General features: G+C 62.0%; 22 protein-coding genes. 13 read left to right on the forward strand and 9 right to left on the reverse strand.

The window, feature by feature from the left end; translation table 11 throughout:
- Window positions 1-39: 39 nt before the first annotated feature.
- Together HRQ64_RS11765 and HRQ64_RS20495 are read left to right on the forward strand one after the other, a co-directional pair.
- Window positions 40-522: a peroxiredoxin gene (locus tag HRQ64_RS11765; protein WP_172123416.1), complete on the forward strand. Its 483-nt coding sequence runs from the start codon at window positions 40-42 to the stop codon at window positions 520-522.
- Window positions 523-584: 62 nt separating this feature from the next.
- The gene (locus HRQ64_RS20495) at window positions 585-1,739 is read left to right on the forward strand and encodes a M23 family metallopeptidase (protein WP_172123417.1); all 1,155 of its coding nucleotides are present in this window, start codon (window positions 585-587) and stop codon (window positions 1,737-1,739) included.
- A 3-nt stretch (window positions 1,740-1,742) separates the two neighbouring features.
- Here the strand turns inward: HRQ64_RS20495 and prfB are convergent.
- Window positions 1,743-2,871, reverse strand: a protein-coding gene (gene prfB, locus HRQ64_RS11775; protein ID WP_127753197.1) for a peptide chain release factor 2 whose coding sequence is annotated in 2 segments (ribosomal slippage) — window positions 1,743-2,801 and window positions 2,803-2,871 — 1,128 coding nt in all. Because the reading frame shifts where the segments join, the coding sequence is not laid out codon by codon here.
- Window positions 2,872-3,015: 144 nt separating this feature from the next.
- Between prfB and HRQ64_RS11780 the strand changes: the two genes are divergently transcribed.
- Entirely contained in the window at window positions 3,016-3,489 is a 474-nt protein-coding gene (locus HRQ64_RS11780; RefSeq protein ID WP_127753198.1) for a cytochrome C, read from the forward strand.
- 14 nt (window positions 3,490-3,503) lie between these two features.
- On the opposite strand, the gene HRQ64_RS11785 is transcribed toward HRQ64_RS11780, so the two are convergent.
- The 3 genes from HRQ64_RS11785 to HRQ64_RS11795 all read right to left on the reverse strand — a co-directional run bounded on the left by HRQ64_RS11785 (window position 3,504) and on the right by HRQ64_RS11795 (window position 7,895).
- Window positions 3,504-4,013, reverse strand: coding sequence for a peptide deformylase (locus HRQ64_RS11785; protein WP_172123418.1), 510 nt, complete (start codon window positions 4,011-4,013; stop codon window positions 3,504-3,506).
- A 5-nt stretch (window positions 4,014-4,018) separates the two neighbouring features.
- Entirely contained in the window at window positions 4,019-6,520 is a 2,502-nt protein-coding gene (locus tag HRQ64_RS11790) for a penicillin-binding protein 1A (protein WP_172123419.1), read from the reverse strand.
- A 124-nt stretch (window positions 6,521-6,644) separates the two neighbouring features.
- Complete coding sequence (locus HRQ64_RS11795) at window positions 6,645-7,895, reverse strand: N-acetylmuramoyl-L-alanine amidase (protein WP_172123420.1); 1,251 nt, start codon at window positions 7,893-7,895, stop codon at window positions 6,645-6,647.
- A gap of 611 nt (window positions 7,896-8,506) precedes the next feature.
- On the opposite strand from HRQ64_RS11795, the gene HRQ64_RS11800 reads away from it, so the two are divergent.
- Window positions 8,507-11,410, forward strand: a complete 2,904-nt coding sequence (locus HRQ64_RS11800; RefSeq protein ID WP_172123421.1) for a ribonuclease E/G — start codon at window positions 8,507-8,509, stop codon at window positions 11,408-11,410.
- 70 nt (window positions 11,411-11,480) lie between these two features.
- On the opposite strand, the gene HRQ64_RS11805 is transcribed toward HRQ64_RS11800, so the two are convergent.
- Complete coding sequence (locus tag HRQ64_RS11805; protein WP_210258545.1) at window positions 11,481-12,626, reverse strand: aminotransferase class I/II-fold pyridoxal phosphate-dependent enzyme; 1,146 nt, start codon at window positions 12,624-12,626, stop codon at window positions 11,481-11,483.
- Window positions 12,627-12,771: 145 nt separating this feature from the next.
- On the opposite strand from HRQ64_RS11805, the gene HRQ64_RS11810 reads away from it, so the two are divergent.
- The 7 genes from HRQ64_RS11810 (at window position 12,772) to HRQ64_RS11840 (ending at window position 18,065) form a co-directional block, all read left to right on the forward strand.
- A complete protein-coding gene (locus tag HRQ64_RS11810) occupies window positions 12,772-13,641 on the forward strand; it encodes a DsbA family protein (protein ID WP_172123422.1) in 870 nt (289 codons plus the stop codon).
- A gap of 80 nt (window positions 13,642-13,721) precedes the next feature.
- Window positions 13,722-14,156 carry a type II 3-dehydroquinate dehydratase gene (gene aroQ / locus HRQ64_RS11815; protein ID WP_127753205.1) on the forward strand — a complete coding sequence of 145 codons (435 nt, stop codon included), beginning with the start codon at window positions 13,722-13,724 and terminating at the stop codon, window positions 14,154-14,156.
- Window positions 14,157-14,193: 37 nt separating this feature from the next.
- Entirely contained in the window at window positions 14,194-14,682 is a 489-nt protein-coding gene (gene accB, locus HRQ64_RS11820) for an acetyl-CoA carboxylase biotin carboxyl carrier protein (RefSeq protein WP_172123423.1), read from the forward strand.
- A gap of 11 nt (window positions 14,683-14,693) precedes the next feature.
- The gene (gene accC, locus HRQ64_RS11825) at window positions 14,694-16,040 is read left to right on the forward strand and encodes an acetyl-CoA carboxylase biotin carboxylase subunit (protein WP_127753207.1); all 1,347 of its coding nucleotides are present in this window, start codon (window positions 14,694-14,696) and stop codon (window positions 16,038-16,040) included.
- Window positions 16,041-16,191: 151 nt separating this feature from the next.
- Window positions 16,192-16,824: a leucyl/phenylalanyl-tRNA--protein transferase gene (gene aat, locus HRQ64_RS11830; protein ID WP_172123424.1), complete on the forward strand. Its 633-nt coding sequence runs from the start codon at window positions 16,192-16,194 to the stop codon at window positions 16,822-16,824.
- On the forward strand, window positions 16,821-17,597 hold the full coding sequence (locus tag HRQ64_RS11835; RefSeq protein WP_172123425.1) for an APH(3') family aminoglycoside O-phosphotransferase: 777 nt from the start codon (window positions 16,821-16,823) through the stop codon (window positions 17,595-17,597). The genes aat and HRQ64_RS11835 overlap by 4 nt, the downstream gene beginning before the upstream one ends.
- A gap of 105 nt (window positions 17,598-17,702) precedes the next feature.
- A complete protein-coding gene (locus HRQ64_RS11840; protein ID WP_172123426.1) occupies window positions 17,703-18,065 on the forward strand; it encodes an SPW repeat protein in 363 nt (120 codons plus the stop codon).
- On the opposite strand, the gene HRQ64_RS11845 is transcribed toward HRQ64_RS11840, so the two are convergent.
- The 3 genes from HRQ64_RS11845 to HRQ64_RS11855 form a co-directional block, all read right to left on the reverse strand.
- Window positions 18,055-18,552, reverse strand: a complete 498-nt coding sequence (locus HRQ64_RS11845; protein ID WP_172123427.1) for a GyrI-like domain-containing protein — start codon at window positions 18,550-18,552, stop codon at window positions 18,055-18,057. The genes HRQ64_RS11840 and HRQ64_RS11845 overlap by 11 nt on opposite strands.
- 93 nt (window positions 18,553-18,645) lie before the next feature.
- Entirely contained in the window at window positions 18,646-19,056 is a 411-nt protein-coding gene (locus HRQ64_RS11850; RefSeq protein WP_172124996.1) for a DUF2155 domain-containing protein, read from the reverse strand.
- 33 nt (window positions 19,057-19,089) lie between these two features.
- The gene (locus HRQ64_RS11855) at window positions 19,090-19,473 is read right to left on the reverse strand and encodes an NADH:ubiquinone oxidoreductase subunit NDUFA12 (RefSeq protein ID WP_172123428.1); all 384 of its coding nucleotides are present in this window, start codon (window positions 19,471-19,473) and stop codon (window positions 19,090-19,092) included.
- Between the two features lie 466 nt (window positions 19,474-19,939).
- On the opposite strand from HRQ64_RS11855, the gene HRQ64_RS11860 reads away from it, so the two are divergent.
- On the forward strand, window positions 19,940-23,659 hold the full coding sequence (locus tag HRQ64_RS11860) for a vitamin B12-dependent ribonucleotide reductase (RefSeq protein ID WP_172123429.1): 3,720 nt from the start codon (window positions 19,940-19,942) through the stop codon (window positions 23,657-23,659).
- A 206-nt stretch (window positions 23,660-23,865) separates the two neighbouring features.
- Here the strand turns inward: HRQ64_RS11860 and HRQ64_RS11865 are convergent, their stop codons facing one another.
- Window positions 23,866-24,273: a metallophosphoesterase gene (locus HRQ64_RS11865; protein ID WP_172123430.1), complete on the reverse strand. Its 408-nt coding sequence runs from the start codon at window positions 24,271-24,273 to the stop codon at window positions 23,866-23,868.
- A gap of 378 nt (window positions 24,274-24,651) precedes the next feature.
- Between HRQ64_RS11865 and HRQ64_RS11870 the strand changes: the two genes are divergently transcribed.
- Window positions 24,652-25,692, forward strand: a complete 1,041-nt coding sequence (locus HRQ64_RS11870; protein WP_172123431.1) for a LacI family DNA-binding transcriptional regulator — start codon at window positions 24,652-24,654, stop codon at window positions 25,690-25,692.
- Window positions 25,693-25,773: the final 81 nt, after the last annotated feature.

The following is a 25,773-nucleotide window of genomic DNA, read 5'->3' on the forward strand; positions in this document are numbered from 1 at the left end:
GCAGCTACAATCTCGTGGGGAAAACAGGATTTAACCGGCATGCTTGCGCCTGGGGATACCGCTCCCGACTTTACCCTGCCGCTCGACGACGGCACCTCCTTCCACCTTGCCGATCACGGCGGCAAGTTTGTGGTCCTGTTCTTCTATCCGCAGGACGATACCCAAGGCTGCACCAAGGAGAACCTCGAGTTCTCCAACCTGGAGCCGGAGTTCGCCCGAAGCGGTGCTGTCCTTGTCGGCATATCGCCTGATAGTGTGGAAGCGCATCGCAAGTTCCGGGAGAAATTCAGCCTCACGGTGCCACTGGCCGCCGACCCCGAGCGGACCGTGATCGAGCCATTTGGGGTATGGCAGCTCAAGAGCCTCTATGGCCGCCAATTCATGGGCCTCGTACGCACCACTTTCGTTGTCGCGCCTGATGGCCGGGTCGCCGCCGTGCTCCGCGTCACGCGCGTTAAGGGTCACGCTCGAAAGGTTCTCGACCTTCTCGGAAATTTGCAGCCCATTACTTCGGAAAGCTGAGGCTTTTCCGTTTTTTAACCATGCAGGATCATACTCGCTAACCATAAATATGGATCAGCGGAGTGTATGGCGTGCGTAATGGAGCGAGCTTCTCGTCGCCGGGTCGAGCCAAGCCCAAAACGGCTCCCCACGCCGGCATTCGCCCGCTCTGGTTCTACGGCATGTTCACGCTGCTCTTGGCCGGCAATGCCCTGACCGGCACTGCCCTGCTGTTCTCACCCGAGATCGCCAAAGTCCTCAACGGCCAAACCGAACAGGTTATCCAGGCCTACGAGGATCGGATCGCCCAGCTGCGTGTTGAAGTCGACCGTCTCCATTCCCGCTCCTATGCCCAGGCGGGCGACATCAACCTGCAACTGCAGGAACTTTCGCAGCAACAGGAAGTGCTGTTGGAACAGCATCAACTTGTTAAGGTCCTTGTCGACAAAGCCGGCGAGCTTGGCATTCAAACTGCCGCCCTCGGGTCCAGTCCGGGTGATCTGGCGATGGCGGCGCCTACCAACCCCAGCGGAAATCCCGACATCGACGAAACGGCTCGTGCCCTCGCCCAAATGATGGGTGAAACCGAGCACGCCATGACCAGCATCGCCCAGACCGCTACCGAGCGGACGACCAGCATTGTCAACGAGCTGGCCGAGATCGGCATTCGCGTCAGCCTGCCCGATGCCCTTGATGGCGTTGGCGGCCCCCTGCTCGCGCCGAGTGACGGCGACGACGCAGCGCCAATGATCGAGGATGCCAACGCCGTGATGGCAGCGCTGGTGCGCTACAAGGCGGCCCGTGAATCAATCGATGCCGCGCCCATTCACCTGCCCATCGCCGGCACCTACCGCCAGAGCTCAGGCTTTGGCAATCGGCGCGATCCCTTCAGCGGCAAGCGCGCCTTTCATTCCGGGCTCGATTTCGCTGCGCGCTCCGGCACCACCGTACTGAGCGCGGGCCAGGGCGTGGTGACCTTTGTCGGCGTGCGCTCTGGCTATGGTAATGTGGTGGAGGTCACTCATCCCAGCGGCTTGGTGACCCGCTATGGTCACCTCTCCGGCTTCCTTTCCAGCAAGGGCCAGAAGGTGCACACCGGCACCCCTATTGCCAAGGTGGGCTCTACCGGCCGGTCAACCGGCCCGCATTTGCATTTTGAAGTGCGACAAGGCAGCCGCGCCATGGATCCCAAGCAGTTCATGGAAGCCGGCAAGCGCCTGCAGGCGCTGCTCGGCTAACCACTATTTGCCTTCGGCCACGACATCGGTCGCAACGCCAACGCGCTGCGCCAAAGCCGCTTCCATGAACTCGTCGAGATCGCCATCCAGCACCACGGAGGGCTGGCCGCTTTCCACGCTTGTGCGCAGATCCTTGACCATCTGGTAGGGCTGTAACACGTAGGAGCGGATCTGGTGACCCCAGCCGATCTCTGTCTTGCTCGCTGCCTGCGCGTTGGCCGCTTCCTCGCGTTTTTGCAACTCGGCTTCATAGAGACGAGCCTTGAGCATGTTCATGGCCGTCGCGCGGTTCTTGTGCTGGCTGCGCTCGGCCTGGCACGCCACGATGATGCCGGAAGGCACGTGGGTGATGCGGATGGCCGAGTCGGTGGTGTTGACGTGCTGCCCGCCCGCGCCGGACGCGCGATAAGTATCGATCTTGAGATCGCTTTCACGGATCTCGATGTCAATCGAGTCGTCCACCACGGGATAAACCCAGACGCTCGAAAAGCTGGTATGCCGCCGAGCCGCCGAGTCGTACGGGCTGATCCGGACCAGCCGGTGCACGCCGCTTTCGGTCTTGAGCCAGCCATAGGCATTATGGCCCTTGACCAGTATGGTCGCCGACTTGATGCCGGCCTCTTCACCATCATGCATTTCGATGGTTTCGACCTTCATCTTCCGCCGTTCCGCCCAGCGCGTATACATGCGCAACAGCATGTTGGCCCAATCCTGGCTCTCGGTGCCACCGGCACCGGAGTGGATTTCCACATAGCAGTCGTTGGCGTCGACTTCACCCGAAAGCAGAGTCTCGATCTGCCGGCGGCGCGCATTGATGCGCAGCTCGAAGATTGCCTCTTCGGCTTCCTTGACGATCTCGGCGTCGCCTTCGGCTTCGCCCATCTCGATCAATTCGAGGTTGTCGCGGACGCCGTTTTCCAGCTCGTGCACGGCCTTGACCGCCACGTCGAGCTCATCGCGCTCACGCATGGTGACGCGAGCCTTTTCGGGATCGTTCCAGAAGTCGGGTGATTCAGTCTGCGCTGTTAGCGCGTCGAGACGAAGTTGTGCCGTATCCCAGTCAAAGATGCCTCCTCAGCAGGCCCAAAACCTGCTCGATGTCGGCGACGGCTTTTTCGATTTCCGCACGCATGTGAACTATCCTTTTGTGTGGGGCCTCATGTAGCCGTCCACCCCCGCCCAATCAACCCATTGAGCTATCAAAGCGGACTTGCCAAACGGCCTCGCCCGGCCAAGGCTGATCCAGGGGAAGTTCAACATCGCAAGGGAAACGCACATGTTACGCATGGGAGTGTTGCTGGCCGCGGTATTACTGTCGCACGCCGCTTTGGCTGCGGAAGCGGAGCCATCGGTGGAGCATGGCGAGCGGATCGCCCGAATCGGTGGGTGCCATGATTGCCATAGCCCCGGCTATGCGGAAAACGGGGGTCAACTCGATCCCGCCACCGCGCTGATCGGCAGTCCGGTTGGCTACCAAGGGCCCTGGGGCACCACCTATGCCGCCAATCTGCGGCTCACCGCTGCCGAGCATAGCGAAGATGAATGGGTGGCGTATTTGTCTGAACTCGAGACTCGGCCGCCCATGCCTTGGTTCAACCTGCGCCATTTCACCGAAACGGAAATGCGCTCCCTCTACCAGTATATCGTCGCCCTGGGTCCGGTGGGCGAACCAGCGCCTGCCTATGCCCCTCCCGGCACGCCAGCGACAACGCCCTTTATCGTCATGGCGCCACCAAGCATGCCGGAGTAGTCAGCGAGGCGACTTCAACCGGCACGCTGTTCCTTTTTGAACCGGCGCAGCACTGTTTCGCGCTTAAGCCGCGACAGGTGGCTGAGAAAAAACACGCCCTGCATCTGCTCGATCTCGTGCAGGCAGCAGCGGGCGACAAACCCGTCGAAGCGCTGCGTCACTCGATCCCCCGCCGCAGTGTCGTACTCAATCACGGCCCAATTCGGCCGGTTGATCGCCACCTCGATCCCCGGCAAAGATACCGAACCCTCACTGCCGACTTCCGCCTCAGCGCTACACTCGGCAATGCTGGGATTGAACATCACCCGATAATCGCGACCTGATGTGTCCGCCGCAATGCTCACCACGATGACGGGCTCGTTCAGCCCGATATGGGCCGCGGCCAAGCCGTAAGCCTTGGCGGCTTCTGCGGCGGCAAGCAATTGCTCCCCTGCCCGTTCCATCGCCGCGTCGAGGGGCCGCGTTGCTGCGGGCGCCGAAAGCGCCGGATGGGGAAAGCGGACAAACGGCAAGATTCCGGTCACCCCCGTTACTCCGACAGGGATTGCGGGGCCTCATACTCCTGGAAGCGGCCGCTGGGCATGGCTTGGGCGGGCGAATCCTGGAAGCCACCTGAATAAGGTTGCCGATAAGCCTCATAGCCCGGCTGCGGCTGCTGGCTTTGTGCCGTGTTGTAGCCGCCACTTTCGATGCCGATGACCGAGGTCATCAGATTGGGGCCGCTGCCAGGCTTGAAGGCCTCGAGAATAGCCGATTCACCCTGATAGGCCTCGACGCCGGAGTTCGGATTGATCCAGGCCGTGGCCATGCCGGAGGGTACGTTGAATGGCGTCGGCGGCTTGCCCCGCAGGGCGTTCTGCATGAACTCGGTGAAGATATTGACCGAGAACGTGCCGCCGGTCACCGAAGAGCCCATGGAACGCGGCTGGTCATAGCCAACATAAACCCCGACCGCCAGTTCAGGGGTGAAGCCCACAAACCATGCGTCCTTGTAGTCATTGGTAGTGCCGGTTTTGCCAGCCACCGGACGGTTGAGCGCCTTGGCGGCCGTTCCGGTGCCGCGTTGCACGACACCCTCCATCATCGAGGTGATCTGATAGGCCGTCATCGGATCGAGCACCTGCTCACGATTATCCACAATGATCGGCTCGCCCTGCCCCTGCCAGGCCTGCGCCTTGCAGCCTTCGCATACCCGCTCGTCATGCCGGTAAACCGTCATGCCATAACGGTCCTGGATGCGGTCGATCAGCGTCGGCACGATCTTGCGGCCGCCATTGGCGATGGTGGCGTAAGCTGCCGTCATCCGCATATCGGTGGTTTCGCCGGCACCCAGCGCCATCGCGAGCACGGGCTGCATGGAGTCATAAACGCCGAACAGGCGGGCATATTCTGCCACCAGCGGCATGCCGAGATCCTTGGCCAGTCGAACCGTCATCACGTTTCGGCTGCGCTCGATGCCGCGCCGCAGCGTTTGCGGGCCATAGAACTGCTGCGCATAGTTTTCCGGCCGCCAAACCGAGCCATCCGAATTGCGGATTTCTACCGGTGCGTCGAGCACCACCGATGCGGGCGTATAGCCATTATCGAGCGCAGCGGCATAAACGATCGGCTTGAACGAGGAGCCGGGCTGGCGCAGGGCCTGGGTCGCGCGGTTGAACTCGCTTTCCGCGAACGAAAAACCGCCCACCATGGCGAGCACCCGGCCGGTGCGCGGGTCCATCGCCACCAATGCGCCCTCGATCTCGGGCAGTTGCTCGAGCGTGTAAATCCCGTCCTTGCCCGCGACCGGGGAAACATAAACCACATCCCCAACCTTGAGGATGCTCGACAGCGGCTTGGACACCCACTTGATCTCGGGTCCGGACAGCACAGCTTCCGTCCGCTCGTCCGAAATGGCGCCGTCGACGTCATCGGCGGGTCGCAGCCCGATCCGGGCCTGGTTGCCATTCATCTCGAGCACCACGGCAAGCCGCCACTCCGGCACGTCGCGGAGCGGCTGGATCTTGGCAACATCCAGGCCCCAGTCCTCGCCGATCTCGATGCTGGCAACCGGCTCGCGGAATCCCTTGGAATGATCAAACGCGATCAGCCCGTCCATCAGTGCCCGGCGGGCATATTCCTGCAGCTTGGGCTCAAGCGTCGTGCGCACGGACAAGCCGCCGCCATAAAGCTGGTCCTCGCCATAAAGCTTGGCCAGCTCGCGACGCACTTCCTCGGTGAAATATTCCGCCGAGTACAACTGGCTGCCCGAGGCCCGTGGAATGACGTTGAGTGGCTCCGCCTTCGCAGCGGTCGCTTCTTCGGGCGTCACATAGCCGTTCTCGACCATGCGATCGATTACCCAGTTCCGGCGCTGTACGGCCGCCTCGGGTCGCCGGAATGGGTGGTAATTATTCGGGCCCTTTGGGAGGGCAGCGATATAGGCCGCTTCGCTGAGCGTGAGTTGGTAGAGCGCCTTGTCGAAATAGTTCAGCGCCGCTGCAGCCACGCCATAGGAGTTCAGCCCGAGGAAAATCTCGTTGAGATAGAGTTCGAGGATCCGATCTTTGGAGAACGTCGATTCGATGCGCACGGCCAGCAGCGCTTCCTGGATCTTGCGGTCCCAGGTCTGCTCCGAGCTCAGCAGGAAATTCTTGGCCACCTGCTGGGTAATGGTCGAGGCGCCCACCATCGGGCCACTGCCGCCATCCAGCTTTTGCAGCAGGTTATCACGCACGGCGCGCACCACGCCATCGATCGCGATGCCGCCATGACGGTAGAAATCCTTGTCCTCGGCCGACAGGAACGCGTTCACCAGCAGCGGCGGCACGGTCTCGATCGGCTGGAACAGCCGGCGCTCGCGCGCATATTCAGCCAAGAGCGTGCCATCGGCGGCATGAACGCGCGTTGTCACGGGCGGCTGGTAGTCCTTCAGCACGGTGTAATCGGGCAGCTGGGCCGTAACCATGGTCAGATAGACTGCCGCGAGCGCCAGCACCCCCAGCACCGCGAACATTCCAAAACTAAACAGCCAGCCAAGCAAGCGCAGCATATACAAAAAGTCTCCAGGGCTTGCGGCCCGATGTGTCAGGAATCATAGCAGACGTAAGCTGTGTTGGGGATCACGACCGCGCAAACCCCGCATTGGGACGCGCAGCCGTCACCTCAAAGTCACATCATTGCGGCGGCGCTATGCTGTCAAAATATGTCGAAATCCCGCGCGCTAGAGCCGTGGCGGTCCGATCCTGCCAGTCCGACTCCATCAGATTGGCGATGTCAGTGGCATTGCTCAAAAAGCCTAGCTCGATCAACACCGAGGGAACATCAGGCGCCTGCAGCACGAAAAAGTCAGCCTGCCGCAGCGGAAATTTCCGCAACGCCACGCTTGGCTCGAGCTGGTGCACGATGGCCTGCCCAGCCATATAGGACTGCACCCGCATTTCCCGGCGCATCAGGTCAACCAGGATATCCACGACCTCTGGTGCCATTTGCGGGGGCGCAAAGCCGGCGATCACATCGGTCTTGTTCTCGGTATCGGCTAGGACCTTATCGAGCACGTCCGTGGCATTCTCGTCGCGTGTATAAACGCTGGCGCCACGGATTTCGGGCTGCTGGAAACTGTCGGCGTGAATGGAAAGAAAGAGATCTGCCTTGTTGGTGCGCGCCAGCGCGACGCGTTCTTCCAGCCGCAGGAAAGTATCGTCCTCGCGCGTCAGCGCCACGTCGAACCGGCCCGATTCCACCAGCAATTCCTGCAGCCGCAGAGCAAAAGAAAGGACGATGTCCTTTTCTTTGACCCCGTTGGGAGTTTCCGCCCCGCTATCGATCCCACCATGGCCCGGGTCGATCACCACCAGCGGCCGCGTCACCACCGGCAGCTCAGTGCCCCCTGGAGGCGTGGACGCCGCCGGGGCCGCTTCCGTGGTGCCGGTGATGTCACGCGCCGCATTTGCCGCGAACTCTTCGGGCGTGGCGGGAATGATGTCCACCACCAGCCGAGCCGGCTGGTCCTCGAAGGCATCGAGCACATAGGCTTGCTGGACTTGGGCCGGAGCAGCCAGCGTCAGGGTGGTACGAACCCGGTCAGCTGCCGCCTGCTCCACAAGATAGCCCGACACCAGCCCTTCCCCCGCAGGCGTGCCGGATGGCTCGGCGAGCGAAAAGGTCGCCGCCCGCACATCGATCGCCAGCCGGTTAGGATCGCCCAGCGAGACCAGGGCGAAGTCGGTCCGGCCCGCGAGGTCAACCACGAGCCGCGCGCGTTCGGGCGTCGAGCTGACGCGCACCTCCATCACATTGGGTAGCGCTGCTGGTGCGGCCGGAGTTGCCGTCGCCGGCGGCTCCTGCGCCAAGCTGGCAATTGGCGCTACGCCCAACGCTCCCAAAAGAATGCAGAACAGCGCGAGCGCACGGAGGGGTTTAAACAAATGCGGACAGGCCTTATCTATAATTTAGGCGCGCAGATGCCATCGCTTTGAAGCGATTCTGCGGCATTTCCTTTATGCGCTGTTTCGGCCCAATGGCCAAGAACAGCTCGTCCGAGGTGGCTGATCAGCCGCTCGGCAGTTTGGGACTTTCCTGTTGCTAATCGGACGCAACGGCCCTACACGCTATGAGGTGAAGTGCAAGCTTCCTGCATGACGGTTCCGGTGCCCTAAGGCACTGCAAACGTAAGCCGGAAGGGCTCGGGACACAGGCGCAGAATACGCCTGACACCCCGATCAGATGCGGCAAATCCAGCGCTTCTCTATGAATTTCGGTTCTGATGAACCGGACGGCTGGGACCGGCGCTCTGCCCCACTCAGTCCAAAAGGAAGAGGTCATATGGCCCGCAGGCGAACAGAACGTGGTGTGATCGACGAAACCGGTCGCCGTTTTGCTTTGCTGCCATTTTCGGCCATGACCTGCACTGCCGGCGCCCCGACCAGCCTGGTCCCGCGCGCCACCCCCCTTAAACCACTCGCCTCGCATTGCGCCACTCGGAGATTGCCACCTGTTGGGCAGCCTCTTGTCGGCGCGCGAGTGCGCGGAGCTCATAATGGCTACAAAGAGAATGCTGGTGGATGCCATCCACCCGGAAGAAACGCGGATCGTCGTCACTGCGGGTAACCGCATCGAAGAGTTCGATTTCGAATCGGCAACCCGCCGCCAGTTGCGCGGCAATATCTATCTCGCCAAGGTCACCCGCGTGGAGCCTTCGCTCCAGGCAGCCTTTGTCGAATATGGCGGCAACCGTCACGGTTTCCTCGCCTTCAGCGAAATCCATCCCGATTACTACCAGATCCCCGTTGCCGATCGCGAAGCCCTCCTCGCCGAAGAGCAGGAGGAAGAAGTTTCCGACGAGGCGGCCGCCGATGAAGGCGCAGCCCCCGAGTCCGTCAGCGAACCCGCTGAAGAAGCGGGCGAAACATCTGAAACATCCGACGCTGCCGAGGGCGACGACAGCCATATCGAGCAGGCGCCGGCCAATAACGAGCCGGTGGAAAGCGTCGGCGGTGCCGATGCGCTTGAGGAAGTGCCGGAGCGCCGCCGCTCATCGAGCAATAACCGCCGCCACTACAAGATCCAGGAAGTGATCAAGCGCCGCCAGGTCATGCTGGTGCAGGTGGTCAAGGAAGAGCGCGGCAACAAAGGCGCGGCTCTGACCACCTATCTGTCGCTCGCCGGCCGCTATTCCGTTTTGATGCCAAACACTGCTCGCGGTGGCGGCATCTCGCGCAAGATCACCAATGCGGCGGATCGTAAGCGCCTCAAGGAAATCACCTCCGACCTGGAAGTGCCGCAGGGCATGGGCGTGATCCTGCGCACGGCCGGTGCTTCGCGCACCAAGGCCGAGGTCAAGCGCGACTTTGAATATCTGATGCGCCTTTGGGAATCGGTGCGCTCGCTCACCCTCAAGTCGCAGGCTCCCTGCCTCGTTTATGAAGAAGGTTCGCTGATCAAGCGCACCATTCGCGACCTCTACAACAAGGACATCGACGAAGTGTTCGTCGCTGGCGAGGACGCCTTCATCGAAGCGCGCGACTTCATGCGCATGATCATGCCGAGCCACGCCAAGAACGTCGTGCTCTACAAGGAAGATCAGCCGCTTTTCTCTAAATACGGCATCGAAGCGCAGCTCGATTCCATGTTCTCGCCAACCGTGACCCTGCCGTCGGGCGGCTACCTCGTCATCAACCCGACCGAGGCGCTGGTTTCCATCGACGTCAACTCGGGGCGCTCCACCAAGGAGCACAATATCGAGGACACCGCGCTCCAGACCAATCTGGAAGCAGCCGAAGAAGTGGCCCGCCAGCTCCGCCTGCGCGACCTTGCCGGCCTCATTGTCATCGACTTCATCGACATGATGGAGAACCGCTCCAACCGGGCTGTCGAGCGCAAGCTCAAGGACTGCCTCAAGGACGATCGCGCCCGTATCCAAGTTGGCCGCATCTCCCATTTCGGTCTCATGGAAATGAGCCGCCAGCGCATCCGCTTTGGCGTGGTGGAAAGCTCCACCCACAAATGCCCGATCTGCGACGGCACGGGTCTGGTGCGCTCCACCGAATCCATGGCGCTGATGATCATGCGCCACATCGAAGACCATGTGATGCGCAAGCAGGGCCAGTCCATCAATGTCCGGCTGCCCATCGAGGTCGCGCTCTACATCCTCAACTTCAAGCGTGAAACCCTGACCGCGCTGGAGCAGCGCAATAACCTCTCCATCACCATCACCGCCGATGGCAAGATGACCGGCCAGCAGTTCGCCATCGAGAAGGGTGAAGCCCGCGTTTCCGCCTATGCTGAAACCCGTGCTGTCGAGCATGTGCGGGTCGATACCGCCACCATCGACGATGCCGATGACGAGATCATCGAGGACGAGGCTGACGAGGCCGAAGACCAGCCCGTGTCGGCTGGCGAAGTTGGCGAAGGCGAGCCCTCGCGCAAGCGCCGCCGTCGCCGCCGCCGCGGTGGTGAACGTGGCGACGATAATGGTGGTCGCCCCGCTCAGACCCGTTTGGCTGCGCCCATTGACGAAGCCGAGCTTGAAGACGCTTCCGCCGCAAGCAGCGAAGCCGAGGAAGCCGGGGCGGAGCCTGAGAGCGTGCGTGAAGCCGTCGGCTTCGCTGCCGATGAGGGCAGCGAGGAAGAGCGCCGCAAGCGTCGCCGTCGTGGCCGCCGTGGTGGTCGCCGCAATCGGCGTGAACTGGAAGCCGAAGCCGGTGTCACGGAAGCTGTGCCAGCTGGTGAGGCCGAACTGAGCATGGAAGCGGTTGCGGAAGTCGCCGACGTCCTCCTGGCCCAGGAAGAGATCGCGACGGGCGAGCCGACCCTGACTGAAACTCCAGTTGAAGTGCCGGTGGAGCCAACAGCGGAAGCGGCGGCAGAAATCCCTGCCGAAAAGCCTAAGCGCGGCCGTCGCAAGAAGGTCATCGAGACCGAGGAAAGCGATCCGGTGCCGGCCGAAGCCGACGCAAGCGCTGAACCTGCTGCCGTCGCGACCGGAGAAGCTGCGGCTGCGCCCGAAAAGCCCAAGCGCAAGCCTCGCGCCCGCAAGCCCAAGGCCGAAGCTGCAGCAGCTGAGCCCGAAACGGTGCAAGAAGCGGCTCCCGTTGTCGCCACCGAGCCGGCTTCCGAAGCTGCAGCGGAAGCGCCATCTGTACCGGCATCGGAAGCGCCAGGCCTTGAGCCGGTCGCCGTTGCGGAAACAGACGCACCGACCGAGGCCCCGGCCGAAGTCGAGCTTGCCGCCCCGGCGGAGCCACTGCCGGAGCCCGCCGCTGAGGCAGCGCCCGACGCTTCGGCTTCAGCCGAGCCCGCCCGCACCCGCCGGACGCGCAAGGAGCTGCCTGAGGAAGGCGTCGTAGTCTCCTCGAGCACCCCTCGTCCTGAGGGTGAGCCGGACAAGCAGCCTGAAAAGAAGAAAGCCGGTTGGTGGCAGCGCCGCCTCGGCCTTGGCTAGAAACTACAAAGGCGGCCCTCGGGCCGCCTTTTTCACATCTAGGGCTGACAAAATACCGCGTTTTCAGCGCTCATCGGAGTGCCTTGGCCATGCGCTCGAGCGCCAGTTCGATGCTTTCGCGTTTACCGGCATAGCTCAGACGCACATAGCCCTGTCCGCCGACGCGGTCGAAATCGATGCCCGGCGTGATCGCCACCCCGGCCTCTTCCAGCATCCGCTCGCAGAACTCCAGGGAGTCATTGGAGAACTTGGCGATCCCTGCATAGGCATAGAACGCCCCGTCCGAGGGCTCGCCCAGGGCAAAGCCCAGCGTGCTCAGGCCGTCATGCAGCAGTCCGCGATTGGCCGCGTAGCCCGCTTTCTGCTCTTCCGAATACTCCCGCTCACCCAAGGCGACGGTAGCGGCGATCTGACTCAGCGTCGGGGCCGAAATAAACAGGTTCTGCTGCAGGATTTCGGTACGTCGGATCAGGTCCTCCGGCATCACCATCCAGCCAATCCGCCAACCGGTCATGCAGTAATATTTGGAAAAGCTGTTGATCACGACAGCATCGCGCGTCAGCTCCAGCGCGCTGACCGAAGGTCCGCGATAATCAAGCCCATGATAGATTTCGTCCGAGATCAGCCGCACGCCGAGCCGGGCGCAGGTGTCAACGATGTCGCGCAGCCCTTCCCGGTCCACCGTTGCCCCTGTCGGATTGGCTGGGCTCGCAAACAGCAGTCCCTCAAAGGGCGACGCGGCATGGGTGGCGGCAATCTCCGCACCAGTTAGGCGCCAGCCATTGGCAGCGGTGAGCGGAATTTCAGCCACCCCGAACCCCAGCCCCAGCAGCGTGTTCACATAGGCCGGATAGCCCGGCCGGGTAATGGCAATGCGAGCCCCCGGCCGAAAAGCAGCGTGAAACGCCAGAATGAACCCGGCCGATGACCCCATGCTCGCGAGAATCAGGTCCGGATCTACGGATACGCCATGCTGGGCCGAGTAATAGGCCGACAGTCCCTCGCGCAGTTCCGCCAACCCTTTAGCATTGGTATAGCCCTGCGCCCGCGGCAAGGCCTTGGTGACGGCTTCGATCACCTTCGGCGCCGGCGGCGAGCCCGGCTCGCCCAATTCGAGGTGACAAACCGTCCGGCCCGTCGCCTCCATGGCTTTGGCGCGCTTGAGAATTTCCATGGCTTGGAACGGCATCAAGCCGTCTGGTGCTGGGTCGGACATGAATGAGCTCCTGCTGTGGGTTTGGCCTATCCTGTTCTGGCCGCGCTCTCAACCAAGTGATGCGCCAGCCACGGGCCGTTTACGCGCCGCTGTAATATTGCTTGGTGTCTGCTAAAAGGCGCAGCGTCCTGCTTCGGAGTCGTCCATGCCTCGCCTCACCCTTGCTCTTGTTGCCCTGGTCGGCGTCCTGGCTGGCGCTTTGGGCTACTCCATGTGGAGCCGCCCGGCTCCACAAACCGATGCAGCCGCGGTTCGCGCCATTGTCGAAACGGCCCTGGCCGAGCGCGAGGCCGCAACTCCACCACCGGTCCCTGCCGCTGCTCCCGCTCTGGCTGAGCTTGATCCTGCCCAGCTCAACCCGCTCATTGAAAACTACCTGATGAGCGACCCGACGATCCTGCAGCGCCTCTCGACCGCTCTCGACACCAAGCTGCGCACCGCCGAGCGCGAACAAGCCACCACGGCCATCGCCAGCATGCGCGAAGCCATCTTCAACGATCCCGGCCAGGTCGTACTCGGCAATCCGGAGGGCGACGTCACCCTGGTCGAGCTCTTCGACTACAACTGCGGTTATTGCCGCAGTGCCCTGCCCGACCTCGCCACGCTTCTGGCGGAAGATCCCAATCTGCGCGTCGTGCTCAAGGAATTCCCGATCCTGTCCAACGAATCGATGGATGCCGCCCGGATCGCCGTTCTGGTGGGCCGGGAGGATGTGGATTATTGGCGCTTCCACGAGGCCCTCTTCACCACGCGCGGCCAGGTGGACAAAACCGCAGCCCTCGCTGCGGCCGCTGATCTTGGCCTCAGCCCGGTCAACCTTGAGCTGCAGATGAACGAGGAAACGGTCGCCCAGACGATCAAGACCTCCTACGAAATCGCCCAGGCGCTCAACATCACCGGCACGCCCACCTACATCATCGGCAATGAGGTCATTCCGGGCGCCATCGGCATTGACGAGCTGCGCAGCCGCATCCGCAACATGCGCGCTTGTGGTGAAAGCCAGTGTGAAGGCTGACGCCGCCTTTTGCCTTTTGCCGCCGAGTCGTGTAACCGACGAACTTCCGGCCCTCAACCGCCGGTGCAAAGGCGACCTTCATGGCTAAGCGCGTACTCGTACTCAACGGACCCAATCTCAATCTTCTGGGCATCCGCGAGCCCGGCATCTACGGCTCCAATACCCTCAAGGATATTGAGAACCTGTGCCGGGATACGGCGACCGAACTCGGCCTCAGCGTCGATTTCCGGCAGTCCAATCATGAAGGCGAGCTGGTCACCTGGATTCAGGACGCGCGCGCCACGGCCGATGCCATCCTGATCAACCCGGCCGCCTATTCGCACACGAGCCTGGCCATTGCCGATGCCCTCAAGGCCGTCGGCTTGCCGGTAGCCGAAGTCCACCTTTCCAATATTCACCAGCGTGAGCCATTCCGGCACCATTCCTTTGTCTCAGCCGTTGCTGTGGGTGTGCTTTGCGGCTTTGGGGCGCTCGGCTATAAGCTGGCGCTCCAGGCACTGGCTGAAAAACTGTAAACAACGATCGACGCGCAAGCGCGGGAGACCAACAAGAATGAGCAAGTCATCGCAAGTGGATCAGGATCTGGTCCGCGCCATCGCCGAACTCCTCAACAAGGAAAATCTCGCCGAGATCGAGATTGAACAAGAAGATTTCCGCGTCCGCGTCACCCGGTCCTACGCCAGCGAGACGGTCACCTACGCAGCCCCGCCGCAATACGCGCCTGCGCCAGCAGTGGCCATTCCGCTGGCCCCTGCCGGCTCCGTGCCGGCTGCTGCGCCCGCCGCGATTGAGGACCTCGCCTCCAATCCCGGCACCTTGACTTCGCCCATGGTCGGCACCGCTTACCGCTCGCCCGAACCCGGCAAGCCCGCCTTTGCCGAAGTTGGCTCCAAGGTCACCGAGGGTCAGACCCTTTTGATCATCGAAGCCATGAAAACCATGAACCAGATCCCCGCCCATCGCTCCGGCACTGTTGTCCGCATCCTGGTGCAGGACGCGCAGCCGGTGGAATACGGCGAGCCGCTCGTCGTCATCGAATAGGAGGCGGCCCCGTGTTCCAGAAGGTTCTGATCGCCAATCGCGGCGAGATCGCGCTGCGCATCCTGCGCGCCTGCAAGGAGCTGGGCATCCAGACCGTTGCGGTTCACTCCACCGCCGATGCCAATGCCATGCATGTGCGCCTCGCCGATGAAAGCGTCTGCATTGGCCCCCCCGCCGCCAAGGACAGCTATCTCAACATCCCCTCGATCATGGCCGCCTGCGAGATCACCGGCGCCGATGCAGTGCATCCCGGCTATGGCTTCTTGTCCGAGAACGCTCGCTTCGCTCAAATTTTGACCGAGCACAACGTCACCTTCATTGGCCCTTCCGCGCACCATATCGAGATCATGGGCGACAAGATCACGGCCAAAAAGACCGCCGTTGAGCTGGGCATTCCCGTTGTGCCGGGTTCCGCCGGCGCCGTCGAGAACGATGAGGACGCCATCTCCACGGCGGCCGAAATCGGCTATCCCGTGCTGATCAAGGCCACCGCCGGTGGCGGCGGGCGCGGCATGAAGGTCGCCCATAGCGAAGCCGAACTGCTGGTGGCTTGGTCCACGGCCCGCTCGGAAGCCAAGGCCGCTTTTGGCAATGATTCCGTTTACATGGAAAAATACCTGGGCAAGCCGCGCCACATCGAAGTGCAGGTGCTGGGCGATGGTCAGGGCAACGCCGTTCATCTGGGCGTGCGCGACTGCTCGCTGCAGCGCCGCCACCAGAAGGTCTGGGAAGAAGCGGGCGGCCCGACCATCCTGCCTGAGGAACGCGACCGGATCGGCGAGATTTGCGCCGCAGCCATGCGCAAGCTCAAATACTCCGGCGCAGGCACGGTCGAGTTCCTCTACGAGAATGGCGAGTTCTATTTCATCGAAATGAACACCCGCCTTCAGGTGGAACACCCCGTCACCGAGCGCATCACCGGCATCGACATCGTCTATGAGCAGATTCGCGTCGCCTCGGGCGAGGCGCTCTCGATGACGCAGGACAAGATCAACTTCTATGGCCACGCCATCGAAGTGCGGATCAATGCCGAGGACCCGCAGACCTTTGCTCCCTCGCCCGGCACAATCACCTTCTACCACCCGGCCGGTGGCGTGGGCGTGCGCGTCGATTCTGCCGTTTACCAGGGCTACAAGATCCCGCCCTATTACGACTCGCTAATCGGCAAGCTCATTGTCTACGGCCGCACCCGCGAGGAATGCCTGCAGCGCTTGCGCCGCGCCGTCGATGAATTCGTCATCGATGGGGTCAAGACCACCCTGCCCTTGTTCCAGCGCTTGATCAAGGAGCCGGAAATCCTGGCTGGCGACTACGACATCCACTGGCTCGAAAAATACCTCGCCGCCAACAAGGTCTAGACTTCAAGCCCTCGTGGTCCGGCGCTGGGTGGCGCATTGACCATGGGGGCTTTTCTACCGCCCTGTTATAGGGGCTATGGTCTGGTGCGAGTTCTTCACGAGCCTCGAACCACGGGGCGGGCACACCGCTCCAGGAGTTGCAGCCACACAAATGCCGCGCCGTCCTGACCCGTTCAGCATCGAGATCACCCCGGAGTTGATCATCCGGGCTTATCGCGCGGGCATATTTCCCATGGCGGAGGACGCCGCCGACAAGGACGTGTTCTGGGTCAGCCCGGAAATGCGCGGCATTATTCCGCTGGATGGTTTTCATCTTTCCGCCAGCCTGCGCAAAGCGATCCGCAAATCCCCCTTCACCATCCGCGTTGATACCGATTTTCCCGCCATCATCGAAGGCTGTGCCACCGTGGGTAAGGATCGGCGCAGCACCTGGATCAACGCCACCATCCGCTCGGTTTATGGCGAACTGTTCCGTCGCGGCATTGCCCACACTGTGGAAGTGTGGGATGGGCCGGACCTGGTGGGCGGCCTTTATGGCCTCGCTATCGGTGGCGCATTCTTTGGCGAATCCATGTTTCACCGCGCCACCAATGCCAGCAAGATGGCCCTCGCCCATCTGGTGGATCGGCTCAATGCAGGCGGCTTCACACTGCTCGACACCCAGTTTGTCACCGATCACCTGGCATCGCTCGGCGGCATCGAAATTGCGCGGGCAGATTACGAGGAGCGCTTGGGCAATGCGCTTCTCCTGCAAGGCGACTGGCACGCGATTGACCGCCAATGACCATACCTGCGGACCTTCCCCCGAAATTCGCTGATCTGGCCGCACGCGACTGGACACCGATCACCATCGGCAAGTCCGGTGCGCGGGTCTGGCGCATCGCCCTCAGCGATGGCAACGCGGTTTTCCTCAAAAGCGAAGCCAACCATCCGCTGGCGGAACTGCCTGGGGAGATCGACCGCCTTGGCTGGCTCACCCGCATGGGCTTCAAGGCGCCGCGCATCGTCGACACGGATGAGACCCAGGGCGGACTATGGCTGCTCATGACTGCGGTGCCCGGCCAGGATCTTACCCATTGGATGGTGGACAAAGCCGAGTTTGTCCGCATCTACGCTCAAGGCTTGCGGCGGCTGCACGCCCTGGATCCCCGCACCTGCCCATTCGACCATAGCCTCGATCAGCGCCTCGCCGCCGCACAGGCCCAGGTTGCGGCCGGCCTTGTCGACGAAACCGACTTCGGGCCCGACCAGCAGGGGTGGAGCGCAGGGGCTGTGCTCGACTGGTTGCACCGCAACAGGCCCACCAGCCGCGACAGCATCGTCACTCACGGCGATGCTTGCGCGCCCAACATTCTTGCGTCTGATGGGCGCTTTTCTGGCATGGTTGATTGCGCTCGGTTGGGCGTGGCCGATCTTTGGCAGGACCTGGCGCTAGCCTGCCGCAGCATCCAGTACAATATTGGCGAGGAACGTGTCGCCCAATTCCTCGCCAGCTATGGCGCCGAATGGGACGAGGTCCGCTACCGCTACTACAATGCGCTCGACAACCTGTTCTAGCGGCAAGCAACAAGCACAGCTGCCATAACATGGTCTAAGCGCTGCGCTGCTTGCGGAACTTAGGTCCCCCGCTCCAGTTGACGCCAAACAACCGGAGAACTGACCATGATTCCAACTCGCGTCCATGGCGTCATCGACTATATCGTCGCTATTGTTCTGATCCTCGCGCCCTATATTCTCGGCTTTGCCGATGGAACGGCGGCCCAATGGGTGCCGATGATCTTGGGCGTTACCGCGCTCATCTACAGCCTGCTCACCCGCTACGAGCTGAGTATTGCCAAGCTCATCCCCATGCCGGTGCATCTGGGCCTCGACATTGCCAGCGGTCTGCTGCTGGCAGCTTCGCCATGGTTGTTCGGCTTCGCCGATCGGATCTGGTGGCCCCATGTGCTGATCGGCGTAATGGAGATCGTGATCCCCCTGCTGACTGCCCGCCACAGCAGCATCGAAACTACTGTCAGGGCTTGAGCTTAAACGCCAGCGTGGTCACCCAATCCTCCGGGTTGGGGACCTCGCTCGGATCGGTCTCGTAGATCTCTAGCCGACAGGCGAAATGATCCCCTTCGGCTTTCTCGACCATGTCGAACTCGAGGCCCACCAACCTCGTCCAGCCGATCAGCATGGCCGTTACCTGCTCGAGTGCATCGTAGTGGCCGTGCCAGTCCAGGGTCACATAGCGCCCCGCCGGCAACACGCCGAACCTTACGCCATCTGCCTCCTGCCCGGGCTGCGCCACGGGCACGCCAGCCTCGACATCGAGGGTCTCGGCCATGTTGATGCGGCGATAATTGTAAAAGGGCGCAGAGCTGGGGGCGGTGCCCTGTTCGCCTAGAAAACCGAACAGCTTCGGAAATCCCTGGTCGGCCGGGAGTTTCATCTCATCCATTCGGACCCGGAACGGTAGATAGGCATAGGCCTGTTCAGGCCGTTCAACGATCTGGGGCAAGCTCAGCATCGTGTTCTCCTGGTTTGATCAGGAACAGGACGCGCGTGGACCTGCCAAGCCGACAGGCCCGCCACAAGAATTGCAGCCCAGGGGAATTTTATCTTAGCGCGCGTCCGGCGGCGGTACATCGGTGGAGGTTTTGCACTCCACCAGCCAAACATCATAAACCGCATGGTCCACGGCGTTGAGCGCCGGGCTGTCTGCAAACATCCAGCCGGTGAAAATGCGCTTGCTCACGCCCTGCAGGCTGCGCTGCTCCACTTCCAAGAATGCGGAGGTGCGTTGCTGGGTTTCGGTTGGCGCCCGGTTGTAGCAAACGTGCGGCGTGATCTCGAGCGCGCCGAACAGCACGGTTTCGTCGACATAAACGTCAAAGCGCGTGATGCGCCCGGTGATCTTGTCGAGCCCGGCAAAGGTCGCGACCGGATTGGCGATGGGCTGGGCGACGGCCGACCCTGGCACGGCGAGCACCAGAATGGTGCCGAGCACGGCGATTCGGCGCCAAAGGCGCAGTGGCTCTAAATCAGTGAAGCGCAAAGTCTCGGCCTATTCAGGCGACCAGGCTTCATAGTCACCCGTCACCCGGGGACGCTCGCCCGATTTGAGCAGGCTGCCATCGGGACGGTAAGCCTCGGCCGTGCCGGTCATGTTGCGCTGGTGCGGCTTTTCCCAGGCATGGGGGGTGTAGGTGTCTTGGGTGGGCGGCAGGTCCGTGCGCCCGTGCATCCAGCCATACCAGCCTGGGGGAATGTTCGAGGCATCGGCTGGCCCGTTATAGGTCACGTAGCGCCGATTGCTCTTCTTGTCCTTGTAGTAGCGGTTGCCGAACTGGTCCGTTCCCACGAACTCGCCGTGCCGCTTCAGCCACAGCCTGGTGCCCCAGGTCTGGCCGTGCCACCAACGGAAAATCTCAAGGAGAAAGTCTTTCATCGGGCGTTCCACATCAGTCTTGTGCCCGCGTTGGGGCTGCAGTGCCTTTACCATGCTGCATATGGCGACACTAGGGTTTCGTGCGGGGAACAAGAACGCTCGGCAAACACAAGGCCCCCCCTGCTCCGCACAGCTCGATTTTTTGCCATTGACTCCCGTGCGGTCCAGAGTCGCAGCCAGCCGGCATTTCGGTAAGCCCTTAGGACTCCTGACTCTTCGCTCAATCGAGCCCGAACGCGGCGTCCTTATCATCATCCATTAACGATTTGATAACGGTTTCGCGAACCCCCGGTTTTCCTCGTTTTTCACAGGCTGGTACTATATATAGATCAGTGCCAGCAGCTCACGCACAAGCTCTAGCGAATTTTCTCCCGTCGACAGCTTCGCGGGAGATGGTATCGATGACCCAACACCGGAGTCTGGCCACTAAGCTCGCCAGTCTCAAACCGCATCAATCGAGGCCACCATGAAGATCGATCGCCGTTTCACTGCCGCCGCCGAGGACCGCTACGCGTCAATCGAATTCCGCTCCGCCACGAGCGAGATTCGCAACCCGGATGGCTCGGTCGTTTTCAAGCTCGAGAACATCGCGATTCCCGCAACCTGGAGCCAGGTCGCTGCCGACATTATTGCGCAGAAGTACTTCCGCAAGGCCGGCGTAGCCCGTGCGCTCAAGAAGGTTGAGGAAAACTCCGTTCCGTCCTGGCTGTGGCGCTCCGTCCCTGACGAAGCCGCGCTCGCCAAGCTGCCGGAAGCCGAACGCTTCGGCTCGGAAATGGACTCGCGCCAAGTCTTTGATCGCCTTGCCGGCACCTGGACCTATTGGGGCTGGAAGGGCGGCTATTTCGACAGCGAGGACGATGCCCGCGCCTTTTTTGACGAGCTCTGCTACATGCTCGCCACCCAGCGCGTCGCCCCCAACTCGCCGCAATGGTTCAACACCGGCCTGCACTGGGCCTATGGCATCGATGGTCCCGGCCAGGGCCACTTCTATGTTGATCCCTTCACCCACAAGCTCGTGCAGTCCAGGAGCTCCTACGAACATCCCCAGCCGCATGCCTGTTTTATCCAGTCGGTCAACGACGACCTCGTCAATGACAACGGCATCATGGATCTTTGGGTGCGTGAAGCGCGCCTCTTCAAATATGGCTCGGGCACCGGCACCAACTTCTCCAAGCTCCGTGGCGGTGGCGAAAAGCTTTCCGGCGGCGGCCGTTCTTCTGGCCTGATGAGCTTCCTCAAGATCGGTGACCGTGCTGCCGGCGCCATCAAGTCGGGCGGCACCACCCGTCGCGCCGCCAAGATGGTGGTGATCGATATCGATCACCCCGATATCGAGGAATATATCAACTGGAAGGTCAAGGAAGAACAGAAGGTCGCGGCGCTCGTGACCGGCTCCAAGACCGTCTCCAAGCACCTCAAGGCCATCATGAAGGCCTGCGTCAATTGCGAAGGCAATGGTGACGATTGCTTTGACGTGACCCTCAACCCCGCCCTCAAGCGCGAAGTGCGCGCCGCCAAAAAGGCGCTGGTGCCCGAGAACTACATCTACCGCGTCATCCAGTTCGCCAAGCAGGGCTATACCGATCTCGAATTCCCCATCTACGACACCGATTGGGATTCCGAGGCTTACCTGACCGTGTCGGGCCAGAACTCCAACAATTCCGTGCGCGTCACCGACGACTTCCTCAAGGCGGTCGAAACCGATGGCGACTGGAACCTGACCGCTCGCAAGGATGGCAAGGTCACCAAGACCCTCAAGGCGCGCGATCTGTGGGAACAGGTCGGCTATGCCGCCTGGGCTTCGGCCGATCCTGGCATCCAGTACCACACCACCATCAATGAGTGGCACACCTCGCCCGCGGCCGGCCCGATCAACGCGTCCAATCCGTGCTCGGAATACATGTTCCTCGACGACACCGCGTGCAATCTCGCTTCGGTGAACCTGCTGCCCTATCGCAACCCCGATAGCTCGTTCAACACCTCGGCCTATGAGCACACCGTCCGCCTTTGGACCATTGTGCTCGAAATCTCGGTGATGATGGCGCAGTTCCCCTCGCGCTCCATTGCGGAACGCTCGTTCGAATACCGCACGCTGGGCATCGGCTACGCCAATATCGGTGGCTTCCTGATGACCTCGGGCATTCCCTATGACTCCGCCGAAGGCCGTGCCATTGCCGGTGCCGTCACCGCCATCCTGACCGGCGTCGCCTACGCCACCTCGGCCGAGATGGCCAAGGAGCTCGGCCCCTTCAAGGACTACAAGCGCAACGCCCCCCATATGCTGCGCGTCATCCGCAACCATCGCAACGCCGCCCATGGCAATGCCGAGGGCTATGAGGGTCTCTCCATCACCCCCGTGCCGCTCGATCATGCCTCGCTGATTGACGCCAACCTCAGCGAGCGCGCCAAGCTCGCCTGGGACAATGCCCTCGCACTCGGCCAAGCCCATGGCTATCGCAACGCCCAGGTTTCCGTGATCGCCCCCACCGGTACGATCGGCCTTGTCATGGATTGCGACACCACCGGCATCGAGCCCGATTTCGCCCTGGTGAAGTTCAAGAAGCTCGCTGGCGGCGGCTACTTCAAGATCATCAACCGTGCCGTGCCCCCGGCCCTGCGCACCCTCGGCTATTCGGAATCCCAGATTGCCGAAATGGAAGCCTATGCCGTGGGCCACGGCAACCTGAACCAGGCACCGGGCGTCAACCCATCGACGCTGCGCGCCAAGGGTTTCACCGATGACAAGATCGCCGCGCTCAACGCTGCGACCGCATCCGCCTTCGACATCAAGTTCATCTTCAACCAGTGGACCCTGGGTGTCGATTTCCTCAAGTCGCTCGGCGTCACCGAAGAGCAGATGAACGACTTCTCGTTCGAGCTGCTGCCCTTCCTTGGTTTTTCCAAAAAGGACATCGAGGCCGCCAATATCCATGTTTGCGGCGCCATGACCCTCGAAGGCGCGCCGCACCTCAAGGACCAGCATCTGCCCGTGTTCGATTGCGCCACCCCCTGCGGCAAGATCGGCAAGCGCTACCTGTCGGTTGACTCGCATATCCTGATGATGGCGGCGGCCCAGCCCTTTATCTCGGGCGCCATTTCCAAGACCATCAACATGCCCAATGACGCGACCGTGGAGGACGCCAAGCAGGCCTATATGCTGTCCTGGCGCCTGGCGCTCAAGGCAAATGCGCTCTATCGCGATGGCTCCAAGCTCTCCCAGCCGCTCAACTCCTCCGTGCTCGCCGCAGCCGACGAGGATGAGGACGAGGATCACGTCGAGAACCTTGTCGCCATGAACGCCGATGCCCGCGTCCCCGCGATCGCCGAAAAGATCGTCGAGCGCATCATCGAGCGCGAAGTGGAAGTGCGCTCGCGCGAAAAGATGCCCGATCGCCGCAAGGGCTACACCCAGAAGGCCGTGGTCGGTGGCCACAAGGTTTATGTGCGCACCGGCGAATATGACGATGGTCGCCTGGGCGAAATCTTCATCGACATGCACAAGGAAGGCGCCGCCTTCCGTGCCATGATGAACAACTTCGCCATCGCCATTTCGCTGGGCCTGCAATATGGCGTACCGCTGGACGAATATGTGGAGGCCTTCACCTTCACCCGCTTCGAGCCCGCTGGCATGGTCATGGGCAATGACCGGATCAAGAACGCGACGTCGATCCTCGATTACGTGTTCCGCGAACTCGCCGTTTCCTATCTCGACCGCGACGACCTGGCCCATGTGAACCCCGACAGCCCCACCTCGCTTTCCGGTGGCGTTGATGAGGAACACCATGCGCGCCCCTCGGCTTCCGCCAGCCCGGCACCGGTTCCAGCCGAAAAGTTCGTGTCCCGCGGCATGACCCGTGGCCGCACGCAGAACGCCTCGCTGATGCTGGTCCCCACCGCCCAGGCCGCGCACTACGCGGCGCCGGCAGCCTCCGCCTCGACGGTGACCACGCTGCGCTCGGCCACGGCCCTCAAGATCGACCCGACCCCGACTGCCCTCAACGCCGCCGAGCTCCACCCCATCCCAACCCCGCCCCCGTCCAAGGACACGGGCGTGCTCCGCGCCGAAGCCCAGATGAAAGGCTATACCGGCGACCAATGCACCGAGTGCCACAACTTCACGATGGTCCGAAACGGCACATGTTTGAAGTGTGATACCTGCGGTACGACGACTGGTTGTAGCTGAGGGTTAGTCGGCCGCCGAATGTGGATGCGCGCAAAGGTTATGCATATCGACAGTTAGTGCTCACCCAAACGACGCAACAGTTCCGCTCTCAGAGCAGAACCCAAAGAAAAGCCCCGGGAACCGGGGCTTTTCTGCTTGCTAGGCGATGGAAGACGCTCCGACATAGTCGCGTTTAGGGCTTTGAGTGCGGCCCTATCGGGAAGATCCTAGATTGGCACCTCGATCACCAGACCCGGATTGAATTTCCTCTCACGTTGCTCATCAGTGAAGGCGTAGCCACGGGGATTGCTGACAACCCTCGTAGCTCCGCGAACATAGTCGACCGGCTGATGAATATGACCGTGCAGCCATAGTGCTGGACCAGCGTCGCCATCGAAAAGATAATCTATCCGGCTCGCATAGCACCACGATAGACGCGCAGTGACGTCGATGCTTTCTGATAGCGGCGCGTGATGGGTCACAACGACGGTCGGAGTTTTTGACCTTTGCTCCAGATGAGAATCGAGGAAGCTCCTGGTCTCCGCGTGTGCCGCGATGGTGTCTTCGGGTCGAAGGGGCTTCCGCTTGCCTGGATACTTGCTCGACCAACGCCGGATGGACTTGTAGTCGTTCATACCAAAGCGGCCACGTGCTTCGGCGATATGCGCCTCCCGAGACCCTCCACCCAGGTTGAAGTCGGACTATCCACAATCATTGCTTGCGCGCTAAAGTGCCGCACAATCCTCTTTGAAGATTGGTCTGGAATAGGGTCGTAGCTGGTGGGCAGGAGTGCGCCCCATTCGGGACATTCGCGCCCCTCGCGGATTTTGCCAAATGCAGCCGTTCAGCAGAGAACGCTTCAATGATGAAGGCAAAGGGGTGGTCTACTACCAATTTCGCGACGGGGAGGCAGCCGTGGGCCGTTCGGTGTGGACGGCTGGCGGCAGAAGCGGGCAACATTGACCGCTCGCGGGCGCCCCGATACTGCCCGGTGTGAGCTTAGCGAGCGGAAGATGGTTTCTGATTTCAACAGGAAGTTCGGCGGGACCGGGACTATAACGCTCAAGGACGTTGCCCGGCTGGCGGGGGTGACGCCGATGACGGTGTCGAATGTGCTCAATCAGCGCAGCGGCCAGGTCAGTGAGGAAACGCGGGCCAAAGTGGTCGCCGCCGTCGAACTGTTGGGCTATCGGCCCCATTCGGTGGCGCGGCGTCTGCGGAGCGGGCGGCGCAATGCCATCGGCATGCTGGTGCTCGACGACGTGCCGGCCTTTTTGAGCGATCCCTTTACCAACCAGGTCATTGCCGGCTTGTCCAATGTGGCCGCCGACAACGGCTATACCCTTGTGTTGCAGGGGGTTCGTTACGCCAATTTCGAGAATGCGCCGCTGCTGTCCCAGATCGAGGCCGATGGGGTCTGCGCGCTGCTCTCGGGAACGGCACAGCAGCGTCAGAGCCTGACGCAACGGCTGTTGAGCCTTGGCATGCCGCTCGTGCTGGTGCAGGAGCATCTGGTGGCGCCCGGCGTGTGCACGATCCGCCAGGACGATCGGGGAGGCGCCAGGGAAATCGCCCGGCACGTGCTGTCGCGCGGCGCGCGCCGCATCATGATGCTGCTGCCGGCCGAGGAATGGCCGGCGATGAACGAGCGCGAGTCGGGGGTGCGGGAAGTTTGTGCGGGCGCCGGGGCCCAGCTCATCCTGGTGCGCTGCGGCGACGAGGGGTTGGGCGACACCGAGACGGCCCTCGCAGCGGCCGTGGCCGCACATGGCGTGCCCGATGCGGTTATCGGGGGTAACGATCGCATGGCCATGGCGGCCCTACTATGGCTGTCGGCCCACGCGATCGCCGTGCCAGAGACAGTGGGCGTGACCGGGTTTAACGCCTTCGATCTGTCAGCATACAGCAAGCCTGCGCTGACGACGGTGCGCTCGGCCGCTTACCAGATGGGTTTGCGCGCGGGCGAGGAGCTGTTGACGAATTTTCGCACAGGGGCCTTCTCGGCGCCGGACATCGTCCTGCCGGTGGAATTCGTCGCCGCCGCATCGAGTTGAGACGTCTCTTACCTAGGCTGTAATTTAGGCACCAAACATTCCTGCCAGAAATATCGTCAGGGCCGCTTGACGCGAAGAAAA

It is taken from the genome of Devosia sp. 919, assembly GCF_013185965.1.
GTDB lineage: Bacteria > Pseudomonadota > Alphaproteobacteria > Rhizobiales > Devosiaceae > Devosia.